The sequence below is a fragment of the Spirillospora sp. NPDC048819 genome (assembly GCF_040650055.1).
Taxonomy (GTDB): domain Bacteria; phylum Actinomycetota; class Actinomycetes; order Streptosporangiales; family Streptosporangiaceae; genus Spirillospora.
The window spans coordinates 115,126-141,575 of sequence record NZ_JBEZGN010000008.1 but is presented as its reverse complement, the minus strand read 5'-3'; the positions used below and the strand labels follow the sequence as shown (position 1 = coordinate 141,575).

General features: G+C 71.6%; 25 protein-coding genes. 10 read left to right on the top strand and 15 right to left on the bottom strand.

The window, feature by feature from the left end:
* Window positions 1-22: 22 nt before the first annotated feature.
* From AB0C35_RS14230 to AB0C35_RS14185, 10 genes are all read right to left on the bottom strand, one after another.
* Window positions 23-3,112 carry a glycoside hydrolase family 38 C-terminal domain-containing protein gene (locus tag AB0C35_RS14230; protein WP_358454795.1) on the bottom strand — a complete coding sequence of 1,030 codons (3,090 nt, stop codon included), beginning with the start codon at window positions 3,110-3,112 and terminating at the stop codon, window positions 23-25.
* A gap of 53 nt (window positions 3,113-3,165) precedes the next feature.
* Window positions 3,166-4,020, bottom strand: a complete 855-nt coding sequence (locus AB0C35_RS14225) for a carbohydrate ABC transporter permease (RefSeq protein ID WP_358454793.1) — start codon at window positions 4,018-4,020, stop codon at window positions 3,166-3,168.
* On the bottom strand, window positions 4,017-4,991 hold the full coding sequence (locus AB0C35_RS14220; RefSeq protein ID WP_358454790.1) for a sugar ABC transporter permease: 975 nt from the start codon (window positions 4,989-4,991) through the stop codon (window positions 4,017-4,019). The genes AB0C35_RS14225 and AB0C35_RS14220 overlap by 4 nt, the downstream gene beginning before the upstream one ends.
* A gap of 24 nt (window positions 4,992-5,015) precedes the next feature.
* A complete protein-coding gene (locus tag AB0C35_RS14215; protein WP_358454788.1) occupies window positions 5,016-6,287 on the bottom strand; it encodes an extracellular solute-binding protein in 1,272 nt (423 codons plus the stop codon).
* Between the two features lie 161 nt (window positions 6,288-6,448).
* Window positions 6,449-7,150 (bottom strand): FCD domain-containing protein, encoded by a 702-nt coding sequence (locus tag AB0C35_RS14210; protein WP_358454785.1) that lies wholly within the window; start codon window positions 7,148-7,150, stop codon window positions 6,449-6,451.
* Window positions 7,151-7,185: 35 nt separating this feature from the next.
* Window positions 7,186-8,142 carry an alpha/beta hydrolase gene (locus AB0C35_RS14205; RefSeq protein WP_358454782.1) on the bottom strand — a complete coding sequence of 319 codons (957 nt, stop codon included), beginning with the start codon at window positions 8,140-8,142 and terminating at the stop codon, window positions 7,186-7,188.
* Window positions 8,143-8,245: 103 nt separating this feature from the next.
* Window positions 8,246-9,556 (bottom strand): DUF4185 domain-containing protein, encoded by a 1,311-nt coding sequence (locus AB0C35_RS14200; protein ID WP_358454779.1) that lies wholly within the window; start codon window positions 9,554-9,556, stop codon window positions 8,246-8,248.
* 105 nt (window positions 9,557-9,661) lie between these two features.
* Window positions 9,662-10,459, bottom strand: coding sequence for an SDR family oxidoreductase (locus AB0C35_RS14195; protein ID WP_358454777.1), 798 nt, complete (start codon window positions 10,457-10,459; stop codon window positions 9,662-9,664).
* Window positions 10,456-11,505 carry a DUF4432 family protein gene (locus AB0C35_RS14190; protein ID WP_358454774.1) on the bottom strand — a complete coding sequence of 350 codons (1,050 nt, stop codon included), beginning with the start codon at window positions 11,503-11,505 and terminating at the stop codon, window positions 10,456-10,458. Before AB0C35_RS14190 ends, AB0C35_RS14195 begins: the two co-directional genes overlap by 4 nt.
* A gap of 10 nt (window positions 11,506-11,515) precedes the next feature.
* Window positions 11,516-12,283, bottom strand: coding sequence for a phytanoyl-CoA dioxygenase family protein (locus AB0C35_RS14185; RefSeq protein ID WP_358454772.1), 768 nt, complete (start codon window positions 12,281-12,283; stop codon window positions 11,516-11,518).
* Window positions 12,284-12,420: 137 nt separating this feature from the next.
* On the opposite strand from AB0C35_RS14185, the gene AB0C35_RS14180 reads away from it, so the two are divergent.
* From AB0C35_RS14180 to AB0C35_RS14170, 3 genes are all read left to right on the top strand, one after another.
* The gene (locus AB0C35_RS14180) at window positions 12,421-13,395 is read left to right on the top strand and encodes a sugar kinase (RefSeq protein WP_358454769.1); all 975 of its coding nucleotides are present in this window, start codon (window positions 12,421-12,423) and stop codon (window positions 13,393-13,395) included.
* Between the two features lie 146 nt (window positions 13,396-13,541).
* Window positions 13,542-13,970 (top strand): anti-sigma factor, encoded by a 429-nt coding sequence (locus AB0C35_RS14175; RefSeq protein ID WP_358454766.1) that lies wholly within the window; start codon window positions 13,542-13,544, stop codon window positions 13,968-13,970.
* A 62-nt stretch (window positions 13,971-14,032) separates the two neighbouring features.
* Window positions 14,033-14,791: an RNA polymerase sigma factor SigF gene (locus tag AB0C35_RS14170; RefSeq protein ID WP_024935411.1), complete on the top strand. Its 759-nt coding sequence runs from the start codon at window positions 14,033-14,035 to the stop codon at window positions 14,789-14,791.
* 70 nt (window positions 14,792-14,861) lie between these two features.
* Here AB0C35_RS14170 and AB0C35_RS14165 read toward each other — a convergent pair whose 3' ends face one another.
* Complete coding sequence (locus AB0C35_RS14165) at window positions 14,862-15,410, bottom strand: hypothetical protein (protein ID WP_358454763.1); 549 nt, start codon at window positions 15,408-15,410, stop codon at window positions 14,862-14,864.
* A gap of 121 nt (window positions 15,411-15,531) precedes the next feature.
* Between AB0C35_RS14165 and AB0C35_RS14160 the strand changes: the two genes are divergently transcribed.
* The gene (locus AB0C35_RS14160; RefSeq protein ID WP_358455074.1) at window positions 15,532-16,464 is read left to right on the top strand and encodes a diacylglycerol kinase family protein; all 933 of its coding nucleotides are present in this window, start codon (window positions 15,532-15,534) and stop codon (window positions 16,462-16,464) included.
* A gap of 314 nt (window positions 16,465-16,778) precedes the next feature.
* On the top strand, window positions 16,779-17,033 hold the full coding sequence (locus AB0C35_RS14155; RefSeq protein WP_358454760.1) for a WhiB family transcriptional regulator: 255 nt from the start codon (window positions 16,779-16,781) through the stop codon (window positions 17,031-17,033).
* A gap of 157 nt (window positions 17,034-17,190) precedes the next feature.
* Here the strand turns inward: AB0C35_RS14155 and AB0C35_RS14150 are convergent, their stop codons facing one another.
* On the bottom strand, window positions 17,191-18,849 hold the full coding sequence (locus AB0C35_RS14150; RefSeq protein ID WP_358454757.1) for a histidine kinase N-terminal domain-containing protein: 1,659 nt from the start codon (window positions 18,847-18,849) through the stop codon (window positions 17,191-17,193).
* A gap of 75 nt (window positions 18,850-18,924) precedes the next feature.
* On the opposite strand from AB0C35_RS14150, the gene AB0C35_RS14145 reads away from it, so the two are divergent.
* The 4 genes from AB0C35_RS14145 (at window position 18,925) to AB0C35_RS14130 (ending at window position 22,033) form a co-directional block, all read left to right on the top strand.
* Complete coding sequence (locus AB0C35_RS14145; RefSeq protein WP_358454755.1) at window positions 18,925-20,097, top strand: 8-amino-7-oxononanoate synthase; 1,173 nt, start codon at window positions 18,925-18,927, stop codon at window positions 20,095-20,097.
* A gap of 112 nt (window positions 20,098-20,209) precedes the next feature.
* Window positions 20,210-20,938 (top strand): GntR family transcriptional regulator, encoded by a 729-nt coding sequence (locus AB0C35_RS14140; RefSeq protein ID WP_358455072.1) that lies wholly within the window; start codon window positions 20,210-20,212, stop codon window positions 20,936-20,938.
* A gap of 112 nt (window positions 20,939-21,050) precedes the next feature.
* Window positions 21,051-21,728, top strand: coding sequence for a Uma2 family endonuclease (locus AB0C35_RS14135; protein ID WP_358454752.1), 678 nt, complete (start codon window positions 21,051-21,053; stop codon window positions 21,726-21,728).
* Window positions 21,729-21,730: 2 nt separating this feature from the next.
* A complete protein-coding gene (locus AB0C35_RS14130) occupies window positions 21,731-22,033 on the top strand; it encodes a hypothetical protein (RefSeq protein ID WP_358454749.1) in 303 nt (100 codons plus the stop codon).
* 6 nt (window positions 22,034-22,039) lie between these two features.
* Here the strand turns inward: AB0C35_RS14130 and bioB are convergent, their stop codons facing one another.
* Window positions 22,040-23,080: a biotin synthase BioB gene (gene bioB, locus AB0C35_RS14125; protein ID WP_358454746.1), complete on the bottom strand. Its 1,041-nt coding sequence runs from the start codon at window positions 23,078-23,080 to the stop codon at window positions 22,040-22,042.
* A 3-nt stretch (window positions 23,081-23,083) separates the two neighbouring features.
* Entirely contained in the window at window positions 23,084-23,809 is a 726-nt protein-coding gene (gene bioD / locus AB0C35_RS14120; protein ID WP_358454743.1) for a dethiobiotin synthase, read from the bottom strand.
* 123 nt (window positions 23,810-23,932) lie between these two features.
* On the opposite strand from bioD, the gene AB0C35_RS14115 reads away from it, so the two are divergent.
* A complete protein-coding gene (locus tag AB0C35_RS14115) occupies window positions 23,933-24,730 on the top strand; it encodes a hypothetical protein (RefSeq protein ID WP_358454740.1) in 798 nt (265 codons plus the stop codon).
* Between the two features lie 43 nt (window positions 24,731-24,773).
* Here the strand turns inward: AB0C35_RS14115 and AB0C35_RS14110 are convergent, their stop codons facing one another.
* On the bottom strand, window positions 24,774-26,450 hold the full coding sequence (locus AB0C35_RS14110) for a carotenoid oxygenase family protein (RefSeq protein ID WP_358454738.1): 1,677 nt from the start codon (window positions 26,448-26,450) through the stop codon (window positions 24,774-24,776).

Below are 26,450 nucleotides of genomic sequence, written 5' to 3'. Positions count from 1 at the left end.
TCCATGCTCGACGCCGTGCCGTTCAACGCAGGACGGTGACGGTGGCGACGCCGCACGCGGGCAGCCGTACCGTCATCGTGCCGTCCCGGGCGGGCAGTTCCGCCGGGTCACGCTCCAGACCGCCGCTCAGCAGCGCGCGGGTGACGCCCGGCACGTGCAGCCGGGTCTCCACCGTGTCGGCGGCGAGCGACTGGAGCCGGACGGCCAGCCCGTCGCCGTCGCGTGCGCGGCCCACCGAGGTGACGAGCACGTCCGGGTCGTCCACGTGCAGGAACGTCCCGTTCTCGGCCGCGGGCGCGGTGCCCGTGGCGAGGGTGGCGACGAACGGGTCGGTGAGGCCGGCGGCCGTGCGGGCGCCGAGCCTGCGGCCCGACCCGGCGGCGCCGGACGCGAGGGCGTAGCGGAAGGTGGTCTCGCCCTGCTGCTGGGACGGGAAGTTGGTGTCCCAGATGTTGTTCAGCGCCCACGAGTAGACGGTGCCGTCCTCGTTGTCGAGGGTCGGCGGGAACGGCGCGTACGGCATGTGGATGGAGCCGAACTGGACGAGCGGCGCCTCCAGCGTGGCCCACGCGACGGTCAGGTCGGGGTCCTCGAACGCGACCCAGTGGCGGATGGGGCGCATGTGCTCGGCCGATCCGGGGACGCTCGGGACGCGGGTGCCGCCGACGCCGCCGGTCAGCTCCCAGGCGGCGGGCGGCCCGTCCACGGCGAACGGGAACGCGAAGAACACCGCCTCCTTCGCCGCCGTGGGCTGCTTGCCGAGCTGGTAGCGGACGTCGATGCGGGGGACGCCGGCGTACAGGTCGATGGTGGTGCGCAGCCAGTCGACGCCCTTGCCGTGCTGCTCGATGACGAGCCGTTCCCCGGCCGGGGTGCGCACGCACTCGGTGACGGTCGCGTGGGTGCCGACGGCCCGGTCGCCGAGCATGGTCTTGTCGTGGACGAGCATGTGCCCGGACATGTGGTTGAAGTGCGGCGCGGTGGCGTACCGGTCGTAGACGTACTGTCCGAACCCTGCGACGGAGCCGGAGTTCACCAGTTCGCGGCCGGCGGCCTTGTCGAACACCGAGCCGATGTGGCCTTCCTTGACGTCGTAGGCGACGCGGTAGAACTCGTTCTCGATCGTCCCGTCGGCGCCGAGGTCGACCGGGGGCGCGGCGGCGTCGCCGCGCACCACGTCGACCCGGACGTGCCCGTGGCCGGGGACGTCCGGGAGCACCGCCTCCAGGTGGCGTCCGATGGGACGGGTGGGCCACTCGTCGGGGTCGACCTCCTCCTCGCGGTGCGGGACGGGCTCGCCGGTGCGGGCGTCCACGAGGGTGATCGGGACGTCCGCGGCGACGACGTCGCGGGGCAGGAACGCGCGGGCCACGTCGGTGCGGGCGGCGGTGCCGGGGTTGACGACGAGGAACGACGCGAGCGCGTCCGGCGCCGCCCCGAACGTCGCGCCGAGCCGCCGGGCGCCGGACTGGAGCAGGTCGAGCGCGTCGTCGTGGGCCTGGTACCCGACCTGGGACTTGCGGGTCCACTGCAGGGCGCCGGAGTCGCCGCCCTCTTCGGCGTCCTCCCACGGGTTCGCGGCGCCCCAGGTGTGCTCGTCGAACAGCGCGGCGCGGTCGTACGCCTCGTCGATCGCGGCGGACGCGCCCGTCCGGTCGCCGCTGCGCTCGTCGGCGAGGGCGTGCAGCGTCTCGGCGGACCGCAGGATGTTCTGCGCGCGGCGGACGTGGCCGAGGGGGCGGGCGCCGGAGCCGAGGCCGTCGGCCCACCAGTCGGTCCAGTCGCCCTCGTGGGTCTGGAGCCGGCCGGCGTGGTGCTCCTCGACGTATTCGAAGAAGTCGGCGTTGGTCGCCATCCGCAGCCGCGGGTACGCCCACGTCTCGTTCCACCGGTGCGCAATGTCGGCGGGGACGATCGACGGACCGGCGTTGTCGGCGTGGGCGCCCTGCACGCGCAGGTGGACGGCGTCCAGGAAGTCGGGATCCTTGGCGGCGCCGACCTGGCCGGGCGCGGCGTACCAGCCGAACGTCCCGGGCCCGTACGGGTAGGGGCGGTCGGCGAGGGAGCCGAGGTAGCGGGGCAGCAGGTCCTCGGCGAGGTCGTAGCCGTCAACGAGACCGACGGTGTTGCCCTCCATGTAGGCCATGCCGTGGGGGGTGTCGGTGAACCAGACGATCAGCTCGCCGCCGCCGGGCGACCGCCACCGGAACGGGCGGGCGAGCTTGTCGCCGCCCGTGATGTAGGGGACGGACCGCCCGGCCCAGTTGTGCGCCGCGGCCAGGTACCGGACGCCGGCCGCGTTCAGCGCGTCCACGGTCCCGGCGACCGCGCCCGGGATGTCGGTGTGCATGGCCGACCGGACCTCGATGCCGTACGTGTGCCGCAGGTGCTCGACGAAGCGGAGCTGCCGGTACAGCTCCTCCGTCGAGCACGCCTCCGTGTGCAGCTGCATCGGGAACGCGGTGACCTCGATGTCGCCCGCGCGGGCCCGCTCGGTGAACTCGGCGACCTGGTCGTCGGGACGTGTCGCGAGCCAGCGCAGCGCCGGCATCGACGACTCCACCGACCAGCGGAACCGGGCGTCGTCCGGGCGCCCGTCGGTCTGCCGCGACAGCCGCAGCGCCGCGTCGAGGTAGTCCAGGTGGTGCCGGAGGACGGTGCCCTGCGTGTCGGTGTAGCCGATGTCCAGGTGCGAGTGGTGGACAACGAACACGTTCCACTTGCGCTGCGGAGTGATGTCGAGCGGAGCGGCGCCGACGAGGCCGTCCGCTCCGGCGGCGCCCGGACGCCGCACCTCCAGGGTGACGCGGCGCGGGCCGTCCACCTCGGGGACGAGCAGCGTGACGGTCTCGCCGGCCGCGGCGGTGGCGCTCGCGACGACGGCGTCACCGTCCTTGAGCGTCAGGTCCACCGGTCCGCCGCCGGACGGCGTCAGCCGGACGGCCTGCCGGAGCGCGCCGGTCCCGTCCCGCTTGAACAGCGGGAGCACGGCGGCGCGGACGGACAGCCCGCGCACCGCGAGGACCTCGGTGGAGGTGTCCTGGCGCAGCGCGTCGCGGATCCCGTCATAGTCGGGCGAGCCGAGGCTCGCCTGAAGCAGGCGACTCGTCATCTCTCAGCGTCAATCCTTCTCTGGGGAGCTTTCAGGGGGCTTTCTCTTCGGTGTCAGAACTGGGCGAGGGTCAGCCCGCGCGTGAACAGCCGCTGGGTCGCGAGGAACAGCACGACCGTCGGCAGCGAGACCACCAGCCCGGCGGCCAGCGCGATCGGCACGGGCGTCCCGGCGTACACGTCGGTGGTGAGCGCCGACAGCTCCGCCCACACCGGCCGGACGTTCTCCGACTGCGACAGCGTCAGGCCGAACAGCAGGTCGTTCCACACGAAGGTGAACTCCAGGATGAACACGGCGGCGAGCGCCGCCGAGGACAGCGGGAGGTAGATCCGCCAGAAGATGCGGAACGTGGACGCGCCGTCCAGCCGCGCCGCCTCGAAGATCGACACGGCGACGTTGCCGAAGAAGTTGCGCATCACCAGCGCGGCGAGCGGGACGTTGATCGCCGAGTAGATCAGGATCAGCCCGAGCCGGTCGTCGTACAGCGCCACCTTGCTGTAGCCGACGAACAGCGGCACCAGCAGCATCTGGAACGGCACCACGGTCCCGGCGAAGATCACCACGAACCAGGTGAAGCCGTGCTTGAGGCGCAGCACCACGATCGCGTACCCGGCGAGCGCGCCCAGCAGGACGGCCAGTGCCGGGGAGACGACGCTGTAGAGCAGCGTGCTCAGCAGCGAGCCGCCGACGGCGGTCTGCTCCCACGCCTGCGCGATGTTGTCGAACAGGCCGATCGACGACGGCGGCGACACCGAGTCGGCCGGGTCGTAGTCGTCCGCGGGGCGGACGGCGTTCGCCACGATCAGGTACGTGGGGAACAGCCACACCACGCCGAGCACGGCCAGCACGGCCCGGCGCACCGTCCGGTTCACGGCGCCCGCCCGCAGGCCGCCGTTTCGCTCCCTCATGACGCATCCTCCTTGCCGATCTGGCGGCGCAGGTAGACGTACGAGGCCAGGCCCGTGATGGTGGTCAGCAGGATCGCGACCGCCGAGCCGTATCCGTACTCGTTGGCGACGAACACGTCGCGGTACATGGTCACGGCGAGCGTCTCGGACGAGCGTCCCGGCCCGCCCTGCGTCATCACCCAGACGATGTCGAAGTTCTTCAGGCCCGCGACGAGCGCGAGGCCGAGCACGACCGTGGTGATGGGCCGCATCAGCGGCCAGGTGACGTGCCGGAACATCGACCATCCGGACGCGCCGTCGATGCGGGCGGCCTCGATGGGCCCCTTGGGGATCGACTGCAGGCCGACGACGAACAGGAGCATGTTGACGCCGAGCTGCTGCCACGTCCACACCACGATCATCGCGAGGGTGTTGCGCGGTCCGTCCTGGAGGAAGGCGGTGTCGCCGCCGGGCATGCCGAGGGTCGTCAGGATCTGGTTCGCCATCCCGTCCGGCTGCAGGATGAAGCCCCAGATCACGCCGAGTCCGGCGCCCGACATCGCGTACGGCAGCAGGAACGGCAGCCGGAACCATCCGCCGCCCCTGACGTCGTAGGACAGCACGGCGACGAGCAGCCCGCCTCCCACCGGCAGCGCGACGGTCCCGACGACCCACAGCAGCGTGTTGCGGATCGAGGTGAGCAGGGCCTCGTCCTCGAGGAGCCGCCGGTAGTTGTCCAGGCCGGTGAACTCCGGTGACGCGAGCCCGTCGTAGGAGGTGAAGCTCAGGTACGCCGTCCACAGGAACGGCAGGTAGAGCAGGACCGCGACGAACAGCACCGCCGGTGAGATGTAGACGTGCCGGAACCGGCCGTGCAGCGCGAAACCCTTCCCCGGACGGCCGCCGCGCGTGCCGCGGCGGCCGGTCCCGGGACGGTGCCCGCGCGCCACCGCCGGCGCCGGGCGGTCGGCGGTGGCCTTGTGGGTGCTCATGAATGGACCAGCCTCATGAATGGATCAGCTTCCGCCCTTTTGCGACTTCCAGTAGTCCTCGTTCACCTTCTGGATGTTCTTGAGGACGTCCATGTACGAGCCGGGCTCGTTGAGGAACTTGTCGAACCCGCTGAGCGCCTCGGTGAGGACGGGCGCCGGCGCCGCCTCGAAGTAGCGCAGGATGAGCCGGTTCTCGTTCGACGCGGCCTCCTTGGTGACCTTGTCCAGCTCGGGGTCGGCGACCTTCACCTTCGGGTTGCCGGACACGTCGCCGCGCGCGTTCGCCCACTTCTCCTGGGCCGCGGGCGTGATCCACCACTTGAGGTACTTCATGCTGGCGTCCGGGTCGGGGGCCTTGCGCAGCGAGCACAGCGGCCCGCTCTCGAAGATCAGCGACCGCTTCTGCAGCGACGGGTCGACGTTCGGGATGAAGAAGAACCCGTAGTCCTCGCCCTGCTTGAGGCCGCGCTGGGTCATGCTCGTGTTGAACCACGTCCCGTTGATGACCATGGCGGCCTCGCCCGACTTGAAGTGGTCGGCGGGGTCGGCCTTGTCGCCCGGCTTGGTGAAGTAGCCGGCGTCGATCATCGACTTCCAGCGCTCCATCACCTTCACCACGCCGGGGTCGGTGTAGGACGCCTCGCCCTTCGACAGCCGGTCGTAGAGGTCGGGGTCGCTGCCGGCGAGGAGCTGCTCGAACCAGGCGAAGGAGAACAGCGACGTCGGGGTGGTCTGGTTGAAGGGCACCTGGCCCTTCGACTTGAGCGTCTGGGCGAGCTTCTCGAGCTCCGCCCAGGTCTTGGGCGGCTTCAGGTCGTGCTTGGCGAAGAGCTTCTTGTTGTAGAACATGCCCCAGTAGGCGGTGTTCAGCGGGACGCAGTACTGCTTGCCGTCGACCGTGTAGTAGGTCTTCAGCTCCTCGGTCAGGTCGCCGCTCTGGATGGCGTCCTGCCAGAGCTTCGTCGTCTCGGCGACCTGGTTCTGCTCGACGATCTCCTTCAGCCGCCCGCCGGTCGTCCAGGTGAACAGGTCCGGTTTGACGTTGGTGCGGAACGAGCTCTTGATGAACGCCGTGTAGGTCGGTTCGTCGGTGTAGCCGACCGGTTTCATGCCGAGCCCGGTCTGCTGCTCGCCGAGCACGGCCATCTGCTCGAAGAAGGGCTTCCAGGCGCCCTTGTCGTTGTAGAGCTTCAGCTCAGTCTTGTCGCCGCCGCCGTCGCCGGATCCGCAGCCGGCGGCGAGCAGCAGCGCGCCCATGGTGAACGCGGTCACCCGCAGTCGCTTGGACGACAACATGGTGAGCCTCCTTCATCGGGTGGTGCCCGATCGGGGTGGTCGAAGGTCTTGGGGTCGGGTCTTCGGGGAGGACGAACAGACCGCGCGGCGCGTCCGCCGGGCGGCGGGGACTTCAGGGGTTGCAGGGTTTGCGGGGGTGTGCGGCAGGGGGTGCGGCTCGCTCAGCCGAGCCGCTGCTCGATCACGTGTTTGACGTCGGCGAGGTGGGAGCGCATGAACTCCTCGGCCTCCCGTTCCGCGCCGGCCTCGATGGCACCGAGGATCGCCCGGTGCTCCTCGTAGTCACGGGTGCGGTCGTCGAAGATCCGCTGTATCTCGCGCTGCTCGGAGGAGTGCACCATCAGCAGCGAGTCGATGACCTCGCAGAGGACGGAGTTGCCGGCGGCGCCGGCGGCGGCCCGGTGGAAGGCCATGTTGGCGTCGTGCAGCCGCGCCTCGGCCTCCTCGCCGGGGGTCAGGTTCTGGGCGGCCTCGGCCAGGACGGTCCGGAGCGTCTCGAGGTCGCCGGGCTCGGACCGGTGGGCGGCCTGCGCGGCCAGCGGCGGCTCGATGAGCAGCCGGGCGTCCAGGAGCTGGAGCAGCCGGTCGCCGTCCAGCGTCCGGACGTTCGGGTTCGGGATGATCACGCGTTCGAGGTCGGCGCCCACGTAGATGCCCGAGCCGTGCCGGAGCTGGATCGCCCCGGTCGCCTCCAGGCGGCGCAGCGCCTCCCGCAGCGTCGGCGTGGTCACCGCGAAGCGCTGCGACAGCTCGCGCGCCGACGGCAGCCGGTCGCCGGCGCGCAGGCCGTCCGACCTGATCAGCTCCAGCATCCGCTCGGTCAGCGCGTCCGCCAGGCTCGGCCGGGCCACATCGTGTGACATCGCCACCTCGTTCCCAAAGAAGTAAAGTCATCTAATCACTTAGCGACTGTGCTGTCCAGCCTTCCGGCGAGGTCAGCGGCGAGGTTCCGCCGCAGGACGGCGCGCTCCTCCTCGAACGCCAGCCGTCCCAGCCGCGCGCTCATGATGCCGTCGAACCCGTGGCAGGCGCCCGGCACATGGTGGACCTCGGTGGGGACCCCCGAGACGATCAGGCGGTGCGCGTAGGCGAGGTCCTCGTCCCGCAGCGGGTCGAACTCCGCGACCAGCACGTACGCGGGCGGCAGGCCGCCCAGGTCGGCCGCGCGCGCGGGCGCCGCATACGCCGGGACGTCGGCGCGCCCGCCCAGGTAGTGCCGCCACATGTGCTCGACGTCGGTGCGGTTGAACAGCGGCGGCTCGGTGAACGCCCGCATCGACGGGGTGTCCATGCGGTCGTCCAGGACGGGATAGAGCAGCATCTGGAACACCAGCGGCGGGCCGCCCTCGTCCCGTGCGCGCAGTGCCACGGCGGCGGCCAGCGCGCCCCCGGCGCTCCCCCCGCCCACCGCGACCCGTGCCGGGTCGCCGCCGAACCCGGCCGCGTGCTCGTGCGCCCACGCCGTCGCCGCGTAGCAGTCCTCGAACCCGGCGGGGTACGGATGCTCGGGCGCGAGCCGGTAGCCGACCGACACGACCGCGATCCCGTCCTCGGCGGCGAATTTCACGCAGCGGCCGTGCTCGTTCTCCAGGCCGCCGGTGACGAACCCGCCGCCGTGGAAGTACACGAGAACGGGCACCGGCCGCGGCGCGTCCCGCGGCCGGTAGATCCGCACGGGCACGGGCGGCGCGCCGGGCGGCCCCGGAATCGTCCGGCCCTCGACGTCCGCGCGGCCGTCGGTCTCCGGCTCTCCCAGGGCGGCGACGAGGTCGCGCATCGCCGTTCGGGCCTTGAGCGGGTCGGCCAGCCCGACATGGGGCATTCCGTCGAGCGCGGCGGCCAGTTCGGCGTCCATGAGACCTCCATGTCCGAAGGGGAGGGACGCGCCCCCGGGCGGGAGGTCACCCGGGGGCGCGTGGGAAGCGGTACCGCCGTGGACGGAACGGCGATGCCGCGGCTCAGCCGGAGACCGGCAGGTTGACGTAGCGCGCCCGGTAGATGGTGACGTCCCGGTAGTTGTCGTTCTCCGGGCCCTTGGTGGTGTCCAGGCTGTTCACGTTGTAGGAGATGACGAGGTTGCCGCTGGAGGACAGCGAGGCGTGCTGATGGGCGTTGTAGGTGTAGACGTCCGGGTCGCCGTAGGAGCCCCAGGCGCCGGTCTCGGGCGTCGAGTAGACGGTCTGTTCGGCGGTGAAGGGCCCGGCGGCCGAGCAGGACAGCAGGACGTCGATCTCGGCGCCGAAGGCGATCTTCGTGTCCTGGTTGACCATGATGTAGTGCGAGCCGCGCCGGGTGACGCTGAACTCGTTGGACACGCCGCTCATCAGCCGCGCCGAGGCCGTCTCCGACCACGACCAGCCGTCCGCCGTCCGGTACTGCCACGTGCCGCGCAGGTCGGTGCCGTTCACCCGCGCGATGTGCAGGTACTTGGTGTTCACCTTGGTGTCGGGGTCGGTGTAGTCCTCGGTGCCGTAGATGTAGGTGTGGCCGCCGTCCTTGAGCAGCGCCGAGCCCCACTGGACGCCGGCGGCGGACGGCATCGCCCTCACCTGCGTGGGCTCGGACAGGTCTCCGGTGGAGAAGCGTGCGAGGACGTTGTCCTTGAACTTCATGTCCCAGCCGGTGCCGTTGGCCGGGTCGGGGTCGTAGTACTCGCGGTAGAGCTGCTGGATCTCCGAGCCGCTCTGGGTGAGGTCACCGGCCCAGTACCAGTGGGCCGGCTGGGCGGGCGGCATGACCGCCTTCGGGTCGGCGGCCGTCCCGCCGTGGACGGTGGTGAGCCGGCCGCCGGCGGACTGCACGACGAAGGAGCTGTTGATGAACGGGGTCGTCCCGCCGTCGTCGACGGTGAGCGGGCGGGAGCCGTCCGCGTTGACCTTGCCGAGGAACGTGTCGGAGTAGGCGTAGACGAGGCGCCCGTCCGACAGCTTCAGCGAGTACGTGGTGTCGGCGCCGGTCCAGTCGTCCAGGAGGGCGTTGCTGTTGCCGTAGGCGGTGAACTTGCCGTTCACGGCCGTGTTCGGCGTGGCCGTGCCGAACGTCGGCGCGGGGCGGCCGGAGCAGGCCGGCCCGGCGGCGCTGTTCCCGTGGCCTTTGCCGTGGCCCTTTCCGTGGCCGTTTCCGGGTGAGACGGCGGCGGCCGGGACGGCCGGGACGGTGGCCAGCCCGGCGCCGAGCACCAGGGCGGACGTGAGGGCGGCGGCGCGCGTCCGCCGCCGGATTCGTGGTCGGGCGGGAGAGGAGGGGCGGGAGGGGACGGGATCCTGCATGGGGAACCTCCGCGAGCTCACACCGTGTGAACCAGGAAACGGATGGGGTTGGCGGTTCACACGCGGCCCGTGCGCCACATCATTATTCATTAGATGACTTGGTGTCTAGATCTCTGGGAGTGCGGCCGGGTTGCGGGCGAGGAGGCCGCCGTCCACGCGGTGCTCGGCGCCGGTCACGAACGACGAGCGCGGCCCGGCGAGGAACGCGACCACCTCGGCGACCTCGGCCGCGCCCGCCACCCGTCCGAGCGGATGCGCCCGTCCCCACTCGGCGACCTGCGCGTCCTGGCTCGCCTCCCCGCGGAACAGGTCGGCGGCCCAGCGCAGCATCGGGGTGTCGACCGACCCCGGGCACACCACGTTCGCGCGGATGCCGTCGGCGGCGTGGTCGAGCGCCATCGCCCGCGTCAGCGCGTTGATCGCGGCCTTGCTGGCGCTGTAGGCCGCGACCCGGTCCTGCGAGACGAACGCCTGCACCGACGACATCGTCACGATCGCGCCGCCGCCCCGGCGCCGCAGCTCGGGCAGGGCGGCACGGCAGGCGAGGAAGACGCCCTTGACGTTGACGCCGAGCACCTCGTCCCACAGCTCCTCGGAGGTCTCCTCGACCGTCCCGTAGCGCTGGACGCCCGCACAGGTCACCACCACGTCGAGCCCACCGTGCCGGGACACGGCGGTCTGGACCAGGGCGTTCATCTGCGCGGCGTCGGTCACGTCGGCCACCGTGCCGGTGACCTCCAGGCCGTCCGCGCGCAGATCCCGCTCCGCCCGCCGGACGCCGTCCTCTTCGATGCCGCAGAACACCACCGCGGCGCCGTCCGCCGCGAGCCGTTCCACCACGGCCCGCCCGATCCCCAGCGACCCGCCGGTCACGATGGCGACCCTGCCGTCGAACTCCTTCACGTGTCCCCTCCGATCACGCCCGCGCGCAGCCGGAGACTCCGGGTGGAGTGCGGATCCAGCCGGAGCGCGGTCCCATTGCCGGCCGCCGCCGCGAGCCCGTCCGTCGGGTATCCGGCGAACGGCTCCAGGCCCATCACGTAGGCGCGGCCCCACCACGGATGCCCGGTGGTCGCGCCGGACTCCTGCCACAGCCACAGGTGCGGCAGGACGGACACGTCCCAGCGCACCCGCATCCCGAGGCCGCCGTCCGGGTCGACGACCTCGTAGCGGCCCTCGTCCAGCCCGGTGAGGTAGACGATCTCACTCGGCGCACCGTGACCGGGCACGACGTCGAGATCGACGACCCCGCCCGCGTCGCCGGGGACGCGCGGCCACTCGTGCGGCCCGCCGCCCGCGACGCGTCGGCCGCCGGGCCCGATGGCGGTCTCGTGCGGGACGACCCGGGCGGCGCCGGGGAGCCTGATCCGGTGCCCCGGGCGCAGGAAGGGCGCGCCGAACACGATGTGGTGCCCCCACATCACGTCCAGCGGCACACCGGACTCGTTGCCCAGTTCCTCCTCGACGATCAGCTCGGGCTCCCCGGACCGGAGCCGGAGCGTCTTGACCAGCCTGAGCGGCATCCGCGTGGTCCGCACGCCGAGCCGGACGGCGACCTCGCCGGGGTCGTCGGCCACGATCTCGGCGTCCCACGCAAGCCCGGCGACCTCGCCGTGCTGGGCGAACGCGGCGCCCCGGTAGGTGCTCGGGGCGCCGCCGTTCGGCAGGACCTCCTGCCATCCGCCCTCGTAGCCGTCGAGGAACGCGGCGGTGTCGTCCGCCGCGCCGCCGGCGACGTCCCTTGGGTTGCGCAGGCCGTCCGGCGACAGCCACACGAAGTCCATGTCGCGCGGCTTGAAGCAGAACTCGGCGATGTCGCCGCCCTTGCCCGCGAGGACGGTGATCCGCAGCAGCTCGTTCTCCAGCACCAGGGCGTCCAGGCCCGCCCAGGTGATCTCGTGGACGCGGGCACCCCAGTTCCGGGACGGCCGGTGTCGTCGATACGTCATCGGCGGCCGTTCAGCTCCAGTTCTCCGCGCCGCTGAAGGCGAAGTGCTCGCCCGGCGCGTAGCGGGGGCGCGGCTGGTACTCGTTGACGCCCGGCTCGCCGCGCAGCAGCAGCGCGGACGGGAACGGCAGCGGCTCCTCGGTGATCCGGGTCGAGGTCGGGATGTAGCGGATCGTCAGGCCGCAGCGCCGGTGGGGCGAGTCGTTGGCGTTGCTGCCGTGCATGATGTTCGGGTGGTGGACCTCGACGTCGCCGGGTTCGAGGACGAGGTCCACGGCGCGCGACTCGTCCACCCCGACCGCGCTCTCCACGCCGAAGACGGCCCCGGCGTCGTCGCGCTCCCTGACCTCGTGCAGGTCGTCCTTGTGGCTGCCGGGGACGACGCGCAGGCAGCCGTTCTCCGGCGTCGAGCGGTCAATGGCGAGCCAGAGCGTCACGACGCGCATCGGTTCGAGGGGCCAGAACGCGCCGTCCTGGTGCCACAGGACCGCCTTGCCGGTGTAGGGCGGCTTGGAGATGTAGGCGGAGGCGAACAGGGCGATGTCGGGGCCGATGAACCGCTGTGCGACGTCCAGCAGCCGGTCGTCGGAGACGAGCCGCACCCAGAAGGGGTCCTTGGCGACGAGTTCGGTCGACAGGTCCTCGCCGGTCCGGTCGGGGTGGCGCTCCTGCAGCCAGCGGACGTGCCGGTCGGCCTCGGCGATCAGCGCGGGATCGAGCACGTTCCTGAAGATCGCGTACCCGTCGTCGTCGTAGCCTCGCATCGGATCGTCGTGCATGGGCGTCCCTTCCGTGTCGGCCGAGGGCGGGGTCTCGCGCGGTGATGTGGATCGGCACCCGCAGTCTTAGTCATCAGATCACTTGTTGTCTAGATGTATCGTCGCCCCTATCGCGGACGCCCCGCAGGGAGGAACCCATGAGCACGCTGGACACCGTGATCCCGGCGAACCCCGGACGACCCGCACGGATCGCCCTGATCGGCGAGTGCATGATCGAGCTGAGCCATGCCGCCCCGGACCGGCTCGCGCTCGGATACGCCGGAGACGTCTTCAACGTCGCCGCCTACCTCGCCCGGAGCGCCGCCCCCGGGACGGCCGACGTCCAGTTCGTCACCCTCATCGGCGACGACCCCTACAGCACCATGATGCGGGAATCGTGGGCCGCCCACGGCGTCGGCGCGCGGCACACCCGCGCCGTCCCCGGCGGGCAGGCCGGCCTCTACCTCATCCGCACCGACGGAGACGGCGAGCGGACGTTCCACTACTACCGGTCGCAGTCGGCCGCCCGGGGCCTGTTCGGGCCCGCCCAGCCGGACGAGATCGACGACGCCGTCGCCGGTCACGACCTCGTCTACCTCTCCGGGATCACCCTGTCGATCATGACCGGCCGGGCACGGGAACGGCTGCTCGGCGTCCTGGACGAGACCCGGCGGCGCGGCGGCCTCGTCGCGTTCGACGGCAACTACCGCCCGGCGGGATGGCCCTCGCCCGCCGCCGCGGCCTCCGCCATGTCCGCCGTCCTGTCCCGCACCGACGTCGCGCTGCCCACCCTGACCGACGACCGCGCCGTCTTCGGGGACGCCTCCGCCGCCGACGCCGTTCGCCGTCTGCGAACCGCCGGGGTGCCCGAGATCGCCGTCAAGATCGGCGACCGCGGTTGCGTGATCGCCGACGGCGACGCCCAGGAGTCGGTCCCGGCCGTGCCCGGCGTGGCCGTGGTCGACACCACGGCGGCCGGTGACGCGTTCAACGGCGGCTACCTCGCGGCCAGGCTCGGCGGCGCCGGGCGGCGCGCGGCGGCCGAAACGGCCAACGCCCTCGCCGCCCGTGTCATCGCCCACCGCGGCGCCCTTCCGCCCCCGGAGCCCCGTCCGGCAGGGCTCCGCACGTGATGCACCCCTCCCTCGCGGGAGGTTTGGAACGCGTCGTTTCACGTCGGCGCGGACATTGGTGAGAAAGCCACGCGCGCCGGAGTCTCTCACAGGGCTTCGCAGGCGGTAGTTTCGATGGCAGCGGGACCATCCTGCGAGGGAGTGACGTGACCGAGGAAACCGCTGCAATGCCGACCAGTACGAAGTTGTCCGTCCGCGACGTGGTGACGGTGAAGCTGCCCGCCGCGAGCGCCTACCTGTCCGTCCTGCGGACCGCCACCGCGGGGCTTGCGGCCAGGCTGGACTTCACGCTGGACGAGATCGAAGACCTGCGCATCGCCGTCGACGAGGCGTGCGCGATGCTGCTCGCCCAGGCCGTCCCCGGGACCGACCTGGTATGCGAGTTCGAACTGACCGGGGAGGCCATGCGCATCTCCGTGTCGGTGCTCACCGTGGACGGCGAGGAGCCGAGCCGCGACACCTTCGCCTGGACGGTCCTGTCGTCGCTGGCGGGCGAGGTGGACGCCCAAGTGGGCGCCGACGACAGGGTCACCGTGACGCTGCAGAAACGGCGCGGTACGGCGGGGGCCCCGTGACGGAGAAGACGACGACGGAACAGACGGTCGCCGAAGTGAGCACCGAGCGGACCGAGAGCGCGGTGCCCGACCGCGCTCGGGCGCGCGCCCTGTTCGAGCGCCTGACCGAGCTTCCCGAGGGCGATCCGGAGCGCCAGCGCATCCGCGACCAGCTCGTGGAGCTGCATCTGCCGCTGGTGGAGTACCTCGCCCGCCGCTTCCGCAACCGCGGCGAGTGGCTGGACGACCTGATCCAGGTCGCCACCATCGGCCTGATCAAGTCGATCGACCGGTTCGACCTGGAACGCGGCGTGGAGTTCTCCACCTACGCGACGCCCACCATCGTCGGCGAGATCAAGCGGCACTTCCGCGACAAGGGCTGGGCCGTGCGCGTCCCGCGCCGGCTGCAGGAGCTGAAGCTGTCGCTGACCAAGGCGATCAGCGACCTCGCCCAGCGCGAGGGCCGGGCGCCGACCGTCAGCGAACTCGCCGCCCACCTGCAGATGAGCGAGGAGGAGGTGCTGGAGGGCCTGGAGTCGGCGAACGCCTACTCCACCGTGTCCCTGGACGCCCCCGACTCCGGCGACGAGGACGCCCCCGCGGTGGCCGACTCGCTCGGCATGGTCGACGAGTCGCTGGAGGGCGTGGAGTACCGCGAATCCCTCAAGCCGCTGCTGGAGAAGCTGCCCGCGCGGGAGAAGAAGATCCTGCTTCTGCGGTTCTTCGGCAACATGACCCAGTCGCAGATCGCCGCCGAGCTCGGCATCTCCCAGATGCACGTGTCGAGGCTGCTCGCCCGCACCCTGGCCCAGCTCCGCGAGGGCCTCACCGCCGACGAGTGACGGACTTGTGCCGAGGGGCCCCGCGGTTCCCTCGGCGCCCGATCACCTCTTCGTGATCACCTCTTCGTGATCACCTTTTCGTGTCGTCCACCTTCAAGCGGTCCATGAGGCGCCGGCCCAGCGAGCGCGGTTCGGCGGGCGGCGTTTCCGCGGCGACGGAGCGTTCGTCCTCCCCGCTTCCGTCGTCGCTTCCATCGTCGCCGAGTGCCCGGTCGCCTTCGTCCCGTGCGTCCTCCTCGTCGTGGTCCTCGATGAGCCAGGCGGTGCTGGGCGGGCTGAGCACGGTCACCAGGGCGAGGACGGCGATCAACGCCATCGGGATCGCGATGGCCGGACGGTCGCTCTGCCACAGCGACCACGCGACCGGCAGCGCGAACAGCTGGGTCAGCACCGTGGGCGCGCGGCTCCACTGGTCGGCGCGCAGGAGCCCCCGGGCACAGGCCAGCATGCCGAGGCCGCCGGCGAGGGCGAGGACGGTCACCCCGATCGCGCTGGCCGGGTCGACGGCGGCGCCGAGGGCCGTCTCCACGCCGACGAAGACGCCGAATCCGACGGCGGCGAGGCCCTCAGCGGCTTCGAGGGCGGCGGCGGCCTGCACGGTGATGGGACGCTTGGACACAACCCGAAACCCTACTCCCGCGCCGGTGCGCACCCGCGCGGACCCGGATGGAAGGCGAACCCCCACTGCGGGGCCGGGCGAACGCATCCGGAACGCTCGATACCCTGACGCCGTGCGCGCCATGCTCATCGCCAACCCCAAGGCGACCTCCACCTCCCGGCGGGCCCGCGACATCCTCATGCGGGCCTTCACCGGTGACCTCGACCTCGTCCTCGCCGAGACCGGTCACCGCGGCCACGCGACCGAACTGGCCCGTCGGGCGGCCGTGGACGGCTACGACGTCGTGATCGCGCTCGGCGGCGACGGCACGGTGAACGAGGCCGTCAACGGGCTGCTCGCCGACGGGCCGTCCCCCGATCTGCCGGCGCTGGCGGTGCTGCCGTCCGGCAGCGCGAACGTGTTCGCCAAGACGCTCGGCCTCCCCGCCGACCCGATCGGCGCGACCAAGTCGGTGCTGGAGGCGCTGCGGGCGGGCCGGCACCGGACGGTCGGGCTCGGGACGGCGTGCCACGAGGGCGGCGCCGAACGCTACTTCACGTTCTGCGCGGGCGTCGGGCTGGACGCGGAGGTCATCCGCGAGGTGGAGCGCCGCCGCGCCGCCGGGGCCACGGCCTATACGTCGCTGTACGTGCGGACGGCGGTCCGGCATTTCTTCTCCGGTACGGATCGGCGGCGTCCCGCCCTCACTTTGGAGCAGCCCGGCCGTCCCCCGAAAACGGGACTGTTCCTGGCATTCGTCTCCAATACCTCTCCGTGGACTTACATGGGCCACATGCCGGTGAATCCGAGCCCCAGGGCGAATTTCGCGCGCGGCCTGGACGTGTTCGGGATCCGCTCACTGGAGGTGGGTCCGACGCTGGGCGCGGTGGCTCAGATGCTGACGGCCCGCGCCCGTCCCCTCCAGGGCCGCCACGTGGTGAACGTGCACGACGCGTCGGAGGTGACGTTGCACTCGGAGCGTCCCGTGGCCTTCCAGCTGGACGGCGACTACCTCGGCGAGCAGCGCAGCGTGACGTTCCGGTCGGTTCCCAGGGCGATACGGATCGTCATCTGAGGCGTGCCCTCGCACAGCGCAGGGTCATGCTCTGCCAGGTGAGAGCCAAGTAACACGCCCGTTCCGCGGGTGTGACACATGCGACACCCATACTTTGAGAATCCTTTCTCAAAGGTCTTGCATCCGCCCGCGCCGCCCTGACAGGCTCAAAGTGCGTTACCCGAGACAGGAGCCCCAACGCCGTCGGCTCCCCGCTCGCAGCGCCGCCGAACACTCACCCCTGGACCTGGCCACCGCCACCCCGGGCGTTCGCGACATGTGAAACCGTTCACAAAAGTGGAGTTACTCCACCACCTGACGAAGGAGTGGACCGCATGGACTGGCGCCACCGCGCAGCCTGCCGTGACGTGGACCCCGAGCTGTTCTTCCCGATCGGCAACACCGGGCCCGCGATCCTGCAGATCGAAGAGGCCAAGCAGGTATGCCGACGCTGCGACGTGACCGACGCCTGCCTGCGCTGGGCGCTGGAGTCCGGCCAGGACTCGGGCGTCTGGGGCGGAATGGGCGAGGACGAGCGCCGCGCCCTGAAGCGCCGCGCGTCCAGGATCCGGGCCCGCACCAGTCTCTGAGCCGCAGTCGGTACCGGCGCCGCCTCCGAGCCTCCGGCCGGAGAGCCAGAGCCGCACCCGCGAGACTCTCCCGAAGCGCCCGTGACCACCGGCCACGGGCGCTTCGCCGTCCCCCGCCGAGGAACCGCGCCGCGACCGGGCCCGGAAAGAAGCGCGATCAAGTTCTCGGGCGGTGGTTGTCCAGGGGGACGTCCACGACGACCTCCGTACCGCCGCCGGGGCGGGGGCGGAAGTCGAGACGACCGCCCAGCTCCCCCACGATCAGGGTGCGGACGATCTGGAGGCCGAGGCTGTCGCTGCTCTCCACGTCGAAGTCCGCCGGGAGCCCGACGCCGTCGTCCGCGACGACCGTGACAAGGCGGCGCCCGGTGGGCTCCTCGCCCACCTCGGGCGTCTCGCGGGACTCGTGATCGCCGGCCGCCGGCCATTCCCCCCAGACCGCCACGCCGCCGCGCTCGCGCACCTCGCCCTCGCCGTAGCGGTGCGCGACGACCTCCAGGGTCCCGAACCGGCTGACGAGGCCGTGTTCGAGGGCGTTCTGCAGCAGTTCGGTGAGCGCCATCGCCAGCGGCGTCGCCACCTCGGCGGGCAGGACGCCGAAGCTCCCGGTCCGCTTGGGCGTGACCTTCGTCTCCGGGGTCGACACCTCCGCCGCCATCGTGATCACCCGGTCCGCGATGTCGTCGAAGTCGATCAGCTCGTCGGGGGTGTGCGACAGCGTCTCGTGCACGATCGCTATGGACCCGACGCGCCGGACCGCCTCGTCCAGCGCGGCGCGCCCCTCCGGGATCTGCAGCCGCCGCGCCTGGAGCCGCAGCAGCGCCGCGACCGTCTGCAGGTTGTTCTTCACCCGGTGGTGGATCTCCCGGATGGTGGCGTCCTTGGTCAGCAGCTCCCTGTCCCGCCAGCGCAGCTCGGTCACGTCCCGGCACAGCACGATCGCGCCGATCCGCGTCCCGCCGACGACCAGCGGGATCGTCCGCAGCTGCATGATCGACCCGCGCGACTCGACCTCCACCTCGCGGGGCGCGCGGCCGGACAGCACGACGCTCAGCGCCTCCTCCATCGGCTCGCCGGTGTCGCACAGGTCGGCGGTGACCTGCCCGAGCGCCTCGCCGACCAGGTCCGCCGGGTAGCCGAGCCGCCGGTAGGCCGACTGGGCGTTGGGGCTGGCGTAGGTGACCCGGCCCGAGCGGTCCAGCCGCATCAGCCCGTCGCCGACGCGCGGCGAGCGGACCATGTTCGGCTCGTCCCCCGGCACCGGGAACCGCCCCTCGGAGATCATGGTCGCGAGGTCGCTGGCGCTCTGCAGGTACGTCAGCTCCAGCCGGCTCGGGGTGCGGGCCGAGCTGAGGTTCGTGCTGCGCTGGATCACGCCGAGGACCTTGGCGCCGCGCCGCACCGGGATCGACTCCTCCCGGACGGGGATGCCGCTGCCCCACTCCGGGTCGCCCTCCCGGACGATCCGCCGTTCCCGCCACGCCACGTCGATCAGCCCGCGCCGTCCCGTCCGGACGACCTTGCCGACGAGGTCCTCCGGGTAGGCGGTCGGCCCGGTCGTCGGCCGCATCTGCGCGATCGCCACCCATCCCGGCACGGTCGCGCCGGTGTCGAGCGCGCCCCGCTGCCCCCGGCCCCCGCGGGACATCGCGTCGGCGGGCAGCGCGTCCGCCGACCGCAGCGGCACCCAGAGCAGCAGGTCCGCGAACGACAGGTCCGCGAGGAGCTGCCAGTCCGACACCAGCGCGTGCAGCCACTCCAGGTCGGCCTCGGTGAGGTCGGTGTGGTCGCGGACCAAATCGGTCAAGGTAGGCACGCCACCATCATCGCCGATCGGCTTTGGTGCCGGACCCGGTCCCCCGGCCCGCGCACCGCCTGACAGGATTCCCGCATGACCGCAGGACGAGACCCTCTGGCCCGGCTCCGGGACGCGGCCGCGCGGCGGGCCGAGGCCGGGCTGCGGCGGACGCTGCGCCCCCGTCCCGCCGGGCCGGGCGGCCTCGCGGACCTGGCGTCCAACGACTACCTCGGGCTCGCCGGGGACCCGCGCCTGGCCGAAGGCGCCGCCGCCGCAGCCCGCGCATGGGGCACCGGCTCCACCGGCTCGCGCCTCGTCACCGGGACCACCGAACTGCACGCCGAACTGGACCGGCGGCTCGCCGCATTCACCGGCAGCCCCGCGGGGCTCGTCTTCTCCAGCGGCTTCCTCGCCAACCTCGGCGCCGTCACCGCACTCGCCGGACCCGGCACGCTCGTCGTGTCCGACCAGGTCAACCACGCCTCCATCGTGGACGCCTGCCGGCTGTCGCGCTCCCGCACGGTGATCGTCCCGCACCGGGACGTCGCCGCAGTCGAGCAGGCCCTCGCCGACCGCGACGAGGACGACGCCGTCGTCGTCACCGACGCGGTCTTCTCCGTGGACGGCGACCTCGCGCCGCTGGGTGCACTGCACCGCGTCGTCCGGGAGCACGGCGCACTGCTGGTGATCGACGAGGCGCACGCGCTCGGCGTCGTCGGCGACCACGGCCGCGGCGCCGCGCACGCCGCCGGCCTCGCGGGCGAACCCGACGTGATCCTCACGCTCACGCTGTCGAAATCGCTGGCATCCCAGGGCGGCGCGGTCCTCGGCGCCCCCGAGGTGATCGACGCCCTGGTCGACACCGGCCGGTCGTTCATCTTCGACACCGGCCTGAACCCGCCCGCCGCCGGCGCCGCGCTCGCCGCCCTCGACGTCCTGCGATCCGATCCCGGACTGCCCGCCCGAGCCCGCGACCGCGCCCGCCGCATCGCCCGGCTCGCGGCCGGTTCCGGCCTGGAGACCCGCCAACCCGACGCGGCCGTCGTCCCGGTGTTCCTCGGCGAACCGCACGCCGCCGTCCGCGCCGCCGGGATCTGCGCGGATCACGGGCTTCACGTCGGCTGCTTCCGCCCGCCCTCGGTACCGAAGGGCCGCGCCTGCCTCCGCCTCACCGCCCGCGCCACGCTGGAGGAGCCGGACCTCGCACGGCTCCGGGAGGCCCTGGCGGAGGTGGCAACTTCTACCGCCCGTAGTCTTCACGCATAACATCGGGGAGAACCGATGATGAACGTGAGGAGATGCCGTGACGGAGGTCAGGGGCGGGCCCCGGCACGGGGGCGGATTCGAGCACGGATTCGATCGGGCCTCGCTCGGCGACATCGGTAAGCGCCACCCGAATCAGGCACCCCGTATCCCCAAGTACTACAAGCTCAAAGAGCTCCTCGTCGAGCTGATCCAGTCGCTCCCGCCGGGCAGCCCGCTGCCGCCCGAGCGGACCCTCGCCGAGAAGTACGAGACGTCCCGCACCACCGTCCGCCAGGCCCTCGCCGAACTCGTCGTCGAAGGACGGCTGCAGCGCATCCAGGGCAAGGGCACCTTCGTCGCGAAACCGAAGGTGTCGCAGGAACTCCAGCTCGTCAGCTACACCGAGGACATGCGGCACCACGGGCTGCGCCCCGAGACCCGCATCCTGGAGGCCGGCTACGTCAGCGCGGACGAACGCCTCGCCACCCTCCTGGCCATCCGCCCCGGCGGCCGCGTCCTGCGCGTCCACCGCCTCCGCCTCGCCGACGGCGAGCCCATGTCGATCGACACCTCCCACCTCCCCGCCCGGCGCTTCCCCGGCCTGCGCCGCGAACTCCCCCGCCACCGCTCCCTGTACGAGACGCTCGCCACGGCCTACGACGTCCACCTCACCGAGGCCGAGGAGACCATCGAGACCGTCCTCGCCACCCCCCACGACGCGCAACTTCTGGGGGTGGACGTCGGCCTCCCCATGCTGCTGCTCTCCCGCCACGCCTTCGACACCACCGGCCAGCCCGTCGAGTGGGCCCAGTCCCTGTATCGAGGCGACCGCTACAAGTTCATCACCCGCCTCCGCCGCTGACCTCCGGCCTCGTCCCACACCACCCAGCGCCCTCAAGATTTTTCGACCACAGGTTCGAAGGATCTGGCTACGCTGGGTGCATCGCTTCTCTACGATGACTCGGGAGCAGATCGTGAGGGAGGGATCACAGATCGTGAAAGTCCTGTCTAAGGACGAAGTGTCGAAATTGCCCGACACGCCCTACAACCTGTGGGTGCGCGGTGAACTCGATGACTACGTCGACGCCCCCGAAGGATCCCGGATCGAGATCATCGGAGGGAAAGTCGTCGTGTCACCGCCGCCGGAGTTCCCGCACAATGCCATCGCCGGGGACATCGCCTACGCTTTCATCCGCGCCCACGTACTTCAGACCGACTACGCATGGAGGACGGACCACGGGACCGGGATGTCACTCGTCGGTATCGGCGATGGATTCGTCCCGGACCTGATGCTGCTGGACCAGGAGGTATTCCGGGCCGCGCGGCACTCGAAGGTGCGGACGCTGGTGCCCGATCAGGTTGAACTGGTCGTGGAAGTGACCTCGTTCAGCAACGCCAAGAACGACCAGCAGCCCACTGGACGGGGACGCGGCAACAATAAGTGGAACGGCTACGCCGCCGCCGAGATCCCCTACTACCTACTCGTCGATCGCTCCCCCAAGGTCGCGCGCTCCATTCTCTACTCCATTCCAGACCAGAGCTTGGCCGCATACCTGCACCAGGAATCCTGGGAGTTCGGAGAGACGATCCATCTCCCGGACCCGTTCGACATCGAGATCGACACCAGCGAGTGGAAGCCTTGGGACGACTGAGAATGGGCTACTACGTAGTTCATCAGTTCTACTACATCGAACTGCCAGACACGCCGTACAACCTCGCCCGGTCCCATAAGCTCTGGGACTACGTCAATGCCGAGGAAGGCGCCAAGGTCGAGGTCTTCAAGAACTTGGTCTCCATCGACGGCGCACCTCGTCCCCCTATACCGGACTCCCCTCGCGCCAAGCCCCGCACGCTCCGGCAAGCGATGGAAGAGATGGAGGCATTGAAGGAGGCGTACCACCGGGAGTGGGAGAAGGAAAACAGCGAGCCCGCAATGGGGGCGAAGGAAGACGAGTGACCATCCTTACAGGGTCTGAGATAGGGCCTTGATGGGCATTTGTAGGTCGGTGAGGAGTTGTAGGTCCTTCTCGGCGGGGCGGCCGAGGGTGGTCAGGTAGTTGCCGACGATGATGGCGTTGATGCCGCCGAGCATGCCGTCGCGGGTGCCGAGGTCGCCGAGGGTGAGTTCGCGGCCGCCGGCGTAGCGAAGGATGGTGCGGGGCAGGGCGAGACGGAACGCGGCGATGGTGCGGAGCGCGTCGGCGCCCTCGACCAGCGGGAGGTCGGCGAACGGGGTGCCGGGGCGGGGCGCGAGGAAGTTCAGCGGAACCTCGTCGGGCTCCAGGTCGGCGAGCTGCCCGGCGAACTCGGCGCGCTGCTCGATGGTCTCCCCCATGCCGACGATGCCGCCGCAGCAGACCTCCATGCCGGCGTCCTTGACCATGCGGAGGGTGTCCCAGCGTTCCTCCCACGAGTGGGTGGTGACCACGTTCGGGAAGTGGGAGCGGGCCGTCTCCAGGTTGTGGTTGTAGCGGTGGACGCCCATCGCGGACAGCTCGTCCACCTGCTCCTGGGTCAGCATGCCGAGCGAGCAGGCGATGTTGATCTCGACGGCGTCGTTGATGGCCTTGATGCCGTCGCGGACCTGCGACATGAGGCGCTCGTCCGGTCCGCGGACGGCCGCGACGATGCAGAACTCGGTGGCGCCCGTCTTCGCGGTCTCCTTCGCGGCCTCGACGAGTTCGGGGATGTTCAGCCACACCGAGCGGACGGGCGACTCGAACTTGCCGGACTGCGAGCAGAAGTGGCAGTCCTCGGGGCAGCCGCCGGTCTTCAGCGACACGATCCCCTCGACCTCGACCTCAGGTCCGCACCAGCGCATCCGGACGTCGTGGGCGAGCGCGAGGAGGTCCTCCACCCGGTCGTCCGGGAGGGTCAGGCATGCGAGGACCTGGTCGGCGGACAGGCCCCTGCCCTCGTCCAGCACCTGACGGCGGGCCACGTCGAGGATGTCGCTCCCGCGGCCTGAGCTTCGCCGCTGTGCTTCCTGGTTCGCTTCGCTCACGTACTACTCCTTGTCGAGGCCGAAGCTGTCGCGGAACGCGGCGGCGTCGAAACCGCCGCCGAACGAGGGGGCCAGGCCGCGGTGGGCGGCGAGGAGGAACTCCGCCGGGTCCAGCGCGCCCGCACCGGCGGGCATCGCGCCCGACAGCGGCCGGGCCGCGATGGTCTCCAGGTCGCGGATGTTGCTGCGCATCGCGAGGTCCGGGTCGTCCGGCCATTCGCCGATGACGACGCCCGCGAGCTGCACGCCGCGGTGCGCCATCGCCTCCAGGGTGAGGGCGGTGTGGTTGAGGGTGCCGAGGTCGGGACGGGTCACGACGACGACGGCGGCGCCGAGCCAGCGGGCGAGGTCGGCGATCGTGGTGCCCTCGTCGTCATAGCGGACGAGGAGGCCGCCCGCCCCCTCGATCAGCACCAGGCGGCGGTCGCCGGAGAGTTCCCGCACGCGTTCGGCGACGTGGGGCAGCCGGACGGGCGGGACACCGGCGCGGCGGGCCGCGGCGGCGGGCGACAGTGGATCGGGGAAGCGCGTGAACTCGTGGACGTCGTCGAGGCCGGCGAGCCGGCGGACGTCGTCGAGGTCGCCGGGTTCCCCGTCGCGGGCACCGGTCTGGCCGGGTTTGACGACGGCGACGGACGCTCCGCGCGTGGCGGCGACCGCGGCCAGCGCCGCGGTGACGACGGTCTTGCCCACGCCCGTACACGTCCCGGTGACCACGAGCACACTCACAACGCGTGACACTAGCGCGGGGCCGTCGCGCGGACGGTCGCCGAATCCCACAGTCTTCGGCGACCGTTTTTGTAAGAGGTTCGATGGGCGGAACCCGGGGGACGGGCCGGGCGTCCAAGTGTCATGGCCGGTCCGTATACGCGTACCCGCCGGGCGCCGGTGCTCGCCTGCACGGCCTTGACGGCCTGCATGGCGCTGACCGCGTGCGGCGACGACTCCGGGACGGCCGGGCCGCCGCCCCCGTCCCCCACACCGACCGCGTCCTCGTCCCCCGCCAAGGACCCCACCGGTGAGCAGCTGGTGCTGCGCTGGCGCAAGACGGGCGGCATCGCGGGCATCGGCGGCCCGGGAAGCGTCCCCGAGTTCTCCCTCTACTCCTCGGGACGCGCGATCGCCGCGGCCGAGGGGTCGCAGGGCGGGCTGACCGAGTACCGCCTGAAGCCGGAGGCGCTCCAGCGGCTCCTGGACGAGGCCCGCGCGGCCGGTTTCGGCCGTTCGCACACGGTCGGCTCCGACCGGATCGCGGACGCGGTCATCACCGTGGTCACCATGGGCGAGGCGAAGACCCGGATCATCCAGCCCGAGTCCCAGGCGGGCGCGGAGGCGAAGTTCCTGAAGCGCCTCGACCCGGCGGGCTGGCCGGAGTCCGACCAGGCCGCGCCGCCCGAGCCGTACACGCCGGGGAGGACAGCGGTCCTGGCGGGCGAGACCCTCGGGACCGGCACCGTCAAGGAGTGGCCGCTCGGCCCGCTCGGCGAGGGTGTTGAGGCGGCGGGCGGCATCTGCACGCTGGCCCCGTCCGGGAAGGTCCCCGAGGCCCGGCCGGGCGTCGCCTGGCGCAGCGAGGGCAAGACGTACTCGGTCCGGCTGCGCCCGCTCCTCCCCGGCGAATCGTCCTGCCAGGACCTGAACACCACATGACCTGCGGCTGAGAGGTGCCGCGCCGCAGGTCGGCGAAGCGGTGTCAGCGGGCGTCGAGGTCGGCGGCCACCTCGTGGGCGGTGGCGGCCAGGTCGGGATCCAGCTGGTCGAGGCGGGCGTCCAGGTCGTCGGCGAAGCGGTGGCGTTCCAGGTCCGGGGCGGGGACGGCTTCGGGCATCCACGCGGAGTGGATCAGGAACGGCATCGTCGTCCCGTTGGGCGGGGCCAGGACGGCGACGGGGCCTCGTCCCACGTCGGCGGCGTCGAAGAGCTCGATGCGGAACCGGTCGTCGTTGTGGACGGCCACGACCAGGTACCCCTCGTGGCCGCCGGGGTCGGCGCCGGCGTAGCGGGTGCCGCCCCGGCCGCGTGGGACGAACGACGGCGACGTGGGGTAGTCGTCCAGGGCGAACGTCCATTCGGACAGGGCTTTGAGGTCTTCGCGGTCGTGGGTGACCAGGACCGCAGGGGTCTCTTCGTCGGGGAACAGCGACGGGTCTATGCGGCCCTTGTAGTTGCGCATGGCCCGCTGGTTGACGGCCTCCGGGTGGAATCCGATGTAGACGAGGTGGTGCCGGGTCGGGTCGGTCTGGCCTTCGATGCTCCAGTCGATGGCGGACAGTTCGGCCTGCCACCACCGTTCCGGGTCGTGGGCGCGGGCGCGTTCCCGCACCTGGCCGGATTCGGGGTCGAACTGCAGGACGGTCGTGAGCGCGGGCGTCATGCCGTGGCAGTACATGCCGCGCAGGGCCGGGTCGACCGGGCGGCCGTACGCGTCGATGTCGTCCTCGCGCAGGTACATCCCGATGTCGACGCCTTCGCTGTGCTCCATCACGACCTGGACGCCGTCGGCGTCGTCGTAGCGGGCGTAGAAGTGGTTGACCTCGGGGGCGATGCGGAACTCCTTGCAGGTGACGGTTCCGCGCCCCGGGGTGAGGTCGTCCTTGCGGATGAGCAGCACGGGCCCGTCGGGGTTGTTGGCGACGGTCCGCTCGCCGCCGAAGACCTCCTCGGGGTCGATCTTGTAGGCGGTGTCGGCGAGGACGAGCCAGTCGCGGGTCTGGGTGATGGTGTGCGTGGCCTGCGGAAGCGCCGCGTTCTCGACGTCCCAGCGCTGGACGCGGGCTCCCATGCCGTCGTACCGGATCACGGAGACGGCGCCGGTGATCACGTCTCGGCTGATGCTCCACAGGCAGCCGCGCTCGGGGTCGACGACCGGGTGGGCGGTGGTGGAGATCAGCGGCAGGACGGCCTGGTCCATGGCGGGTTTCCAGTCGTCGCGGTGCCCGACCTCGGCGACGAACTGCAGCGTGACGGGGTCGACCTCGACGGGGCGCCCGGCGTCCCAGGTCGCGAAGAGCCGCTCGCCCCACGGCAGCGGCGCGGTGTTGGCGGCGTTGACGAACCCCCATGGTGAGCTGGTGCCGACCGGCCCGGCGGTGAACAGGTCGGGACGTTTGGCGCGCAGCCGGACCGACGGGGTGTCGACGACGCGGGCGCGCCAGGCGAAGCGGCCGGCGGGCGCGCCGTCGGTGCCGGGCCGGAGGGCCAGCCTGGCCATGATCCCGTCGCCGAAGAAGGCGTGCAGGGGACGGGTCCGCTGGTCGGACGTGCTGACGACGAAATGGCCGCGGACGTCGTCCGGCCATGCGCCGGCGACGACGTCCAGGTCCATGTCGGCGACGTCCTGCCTGCCGAGAATCGAGCGCGGGACGGGCAT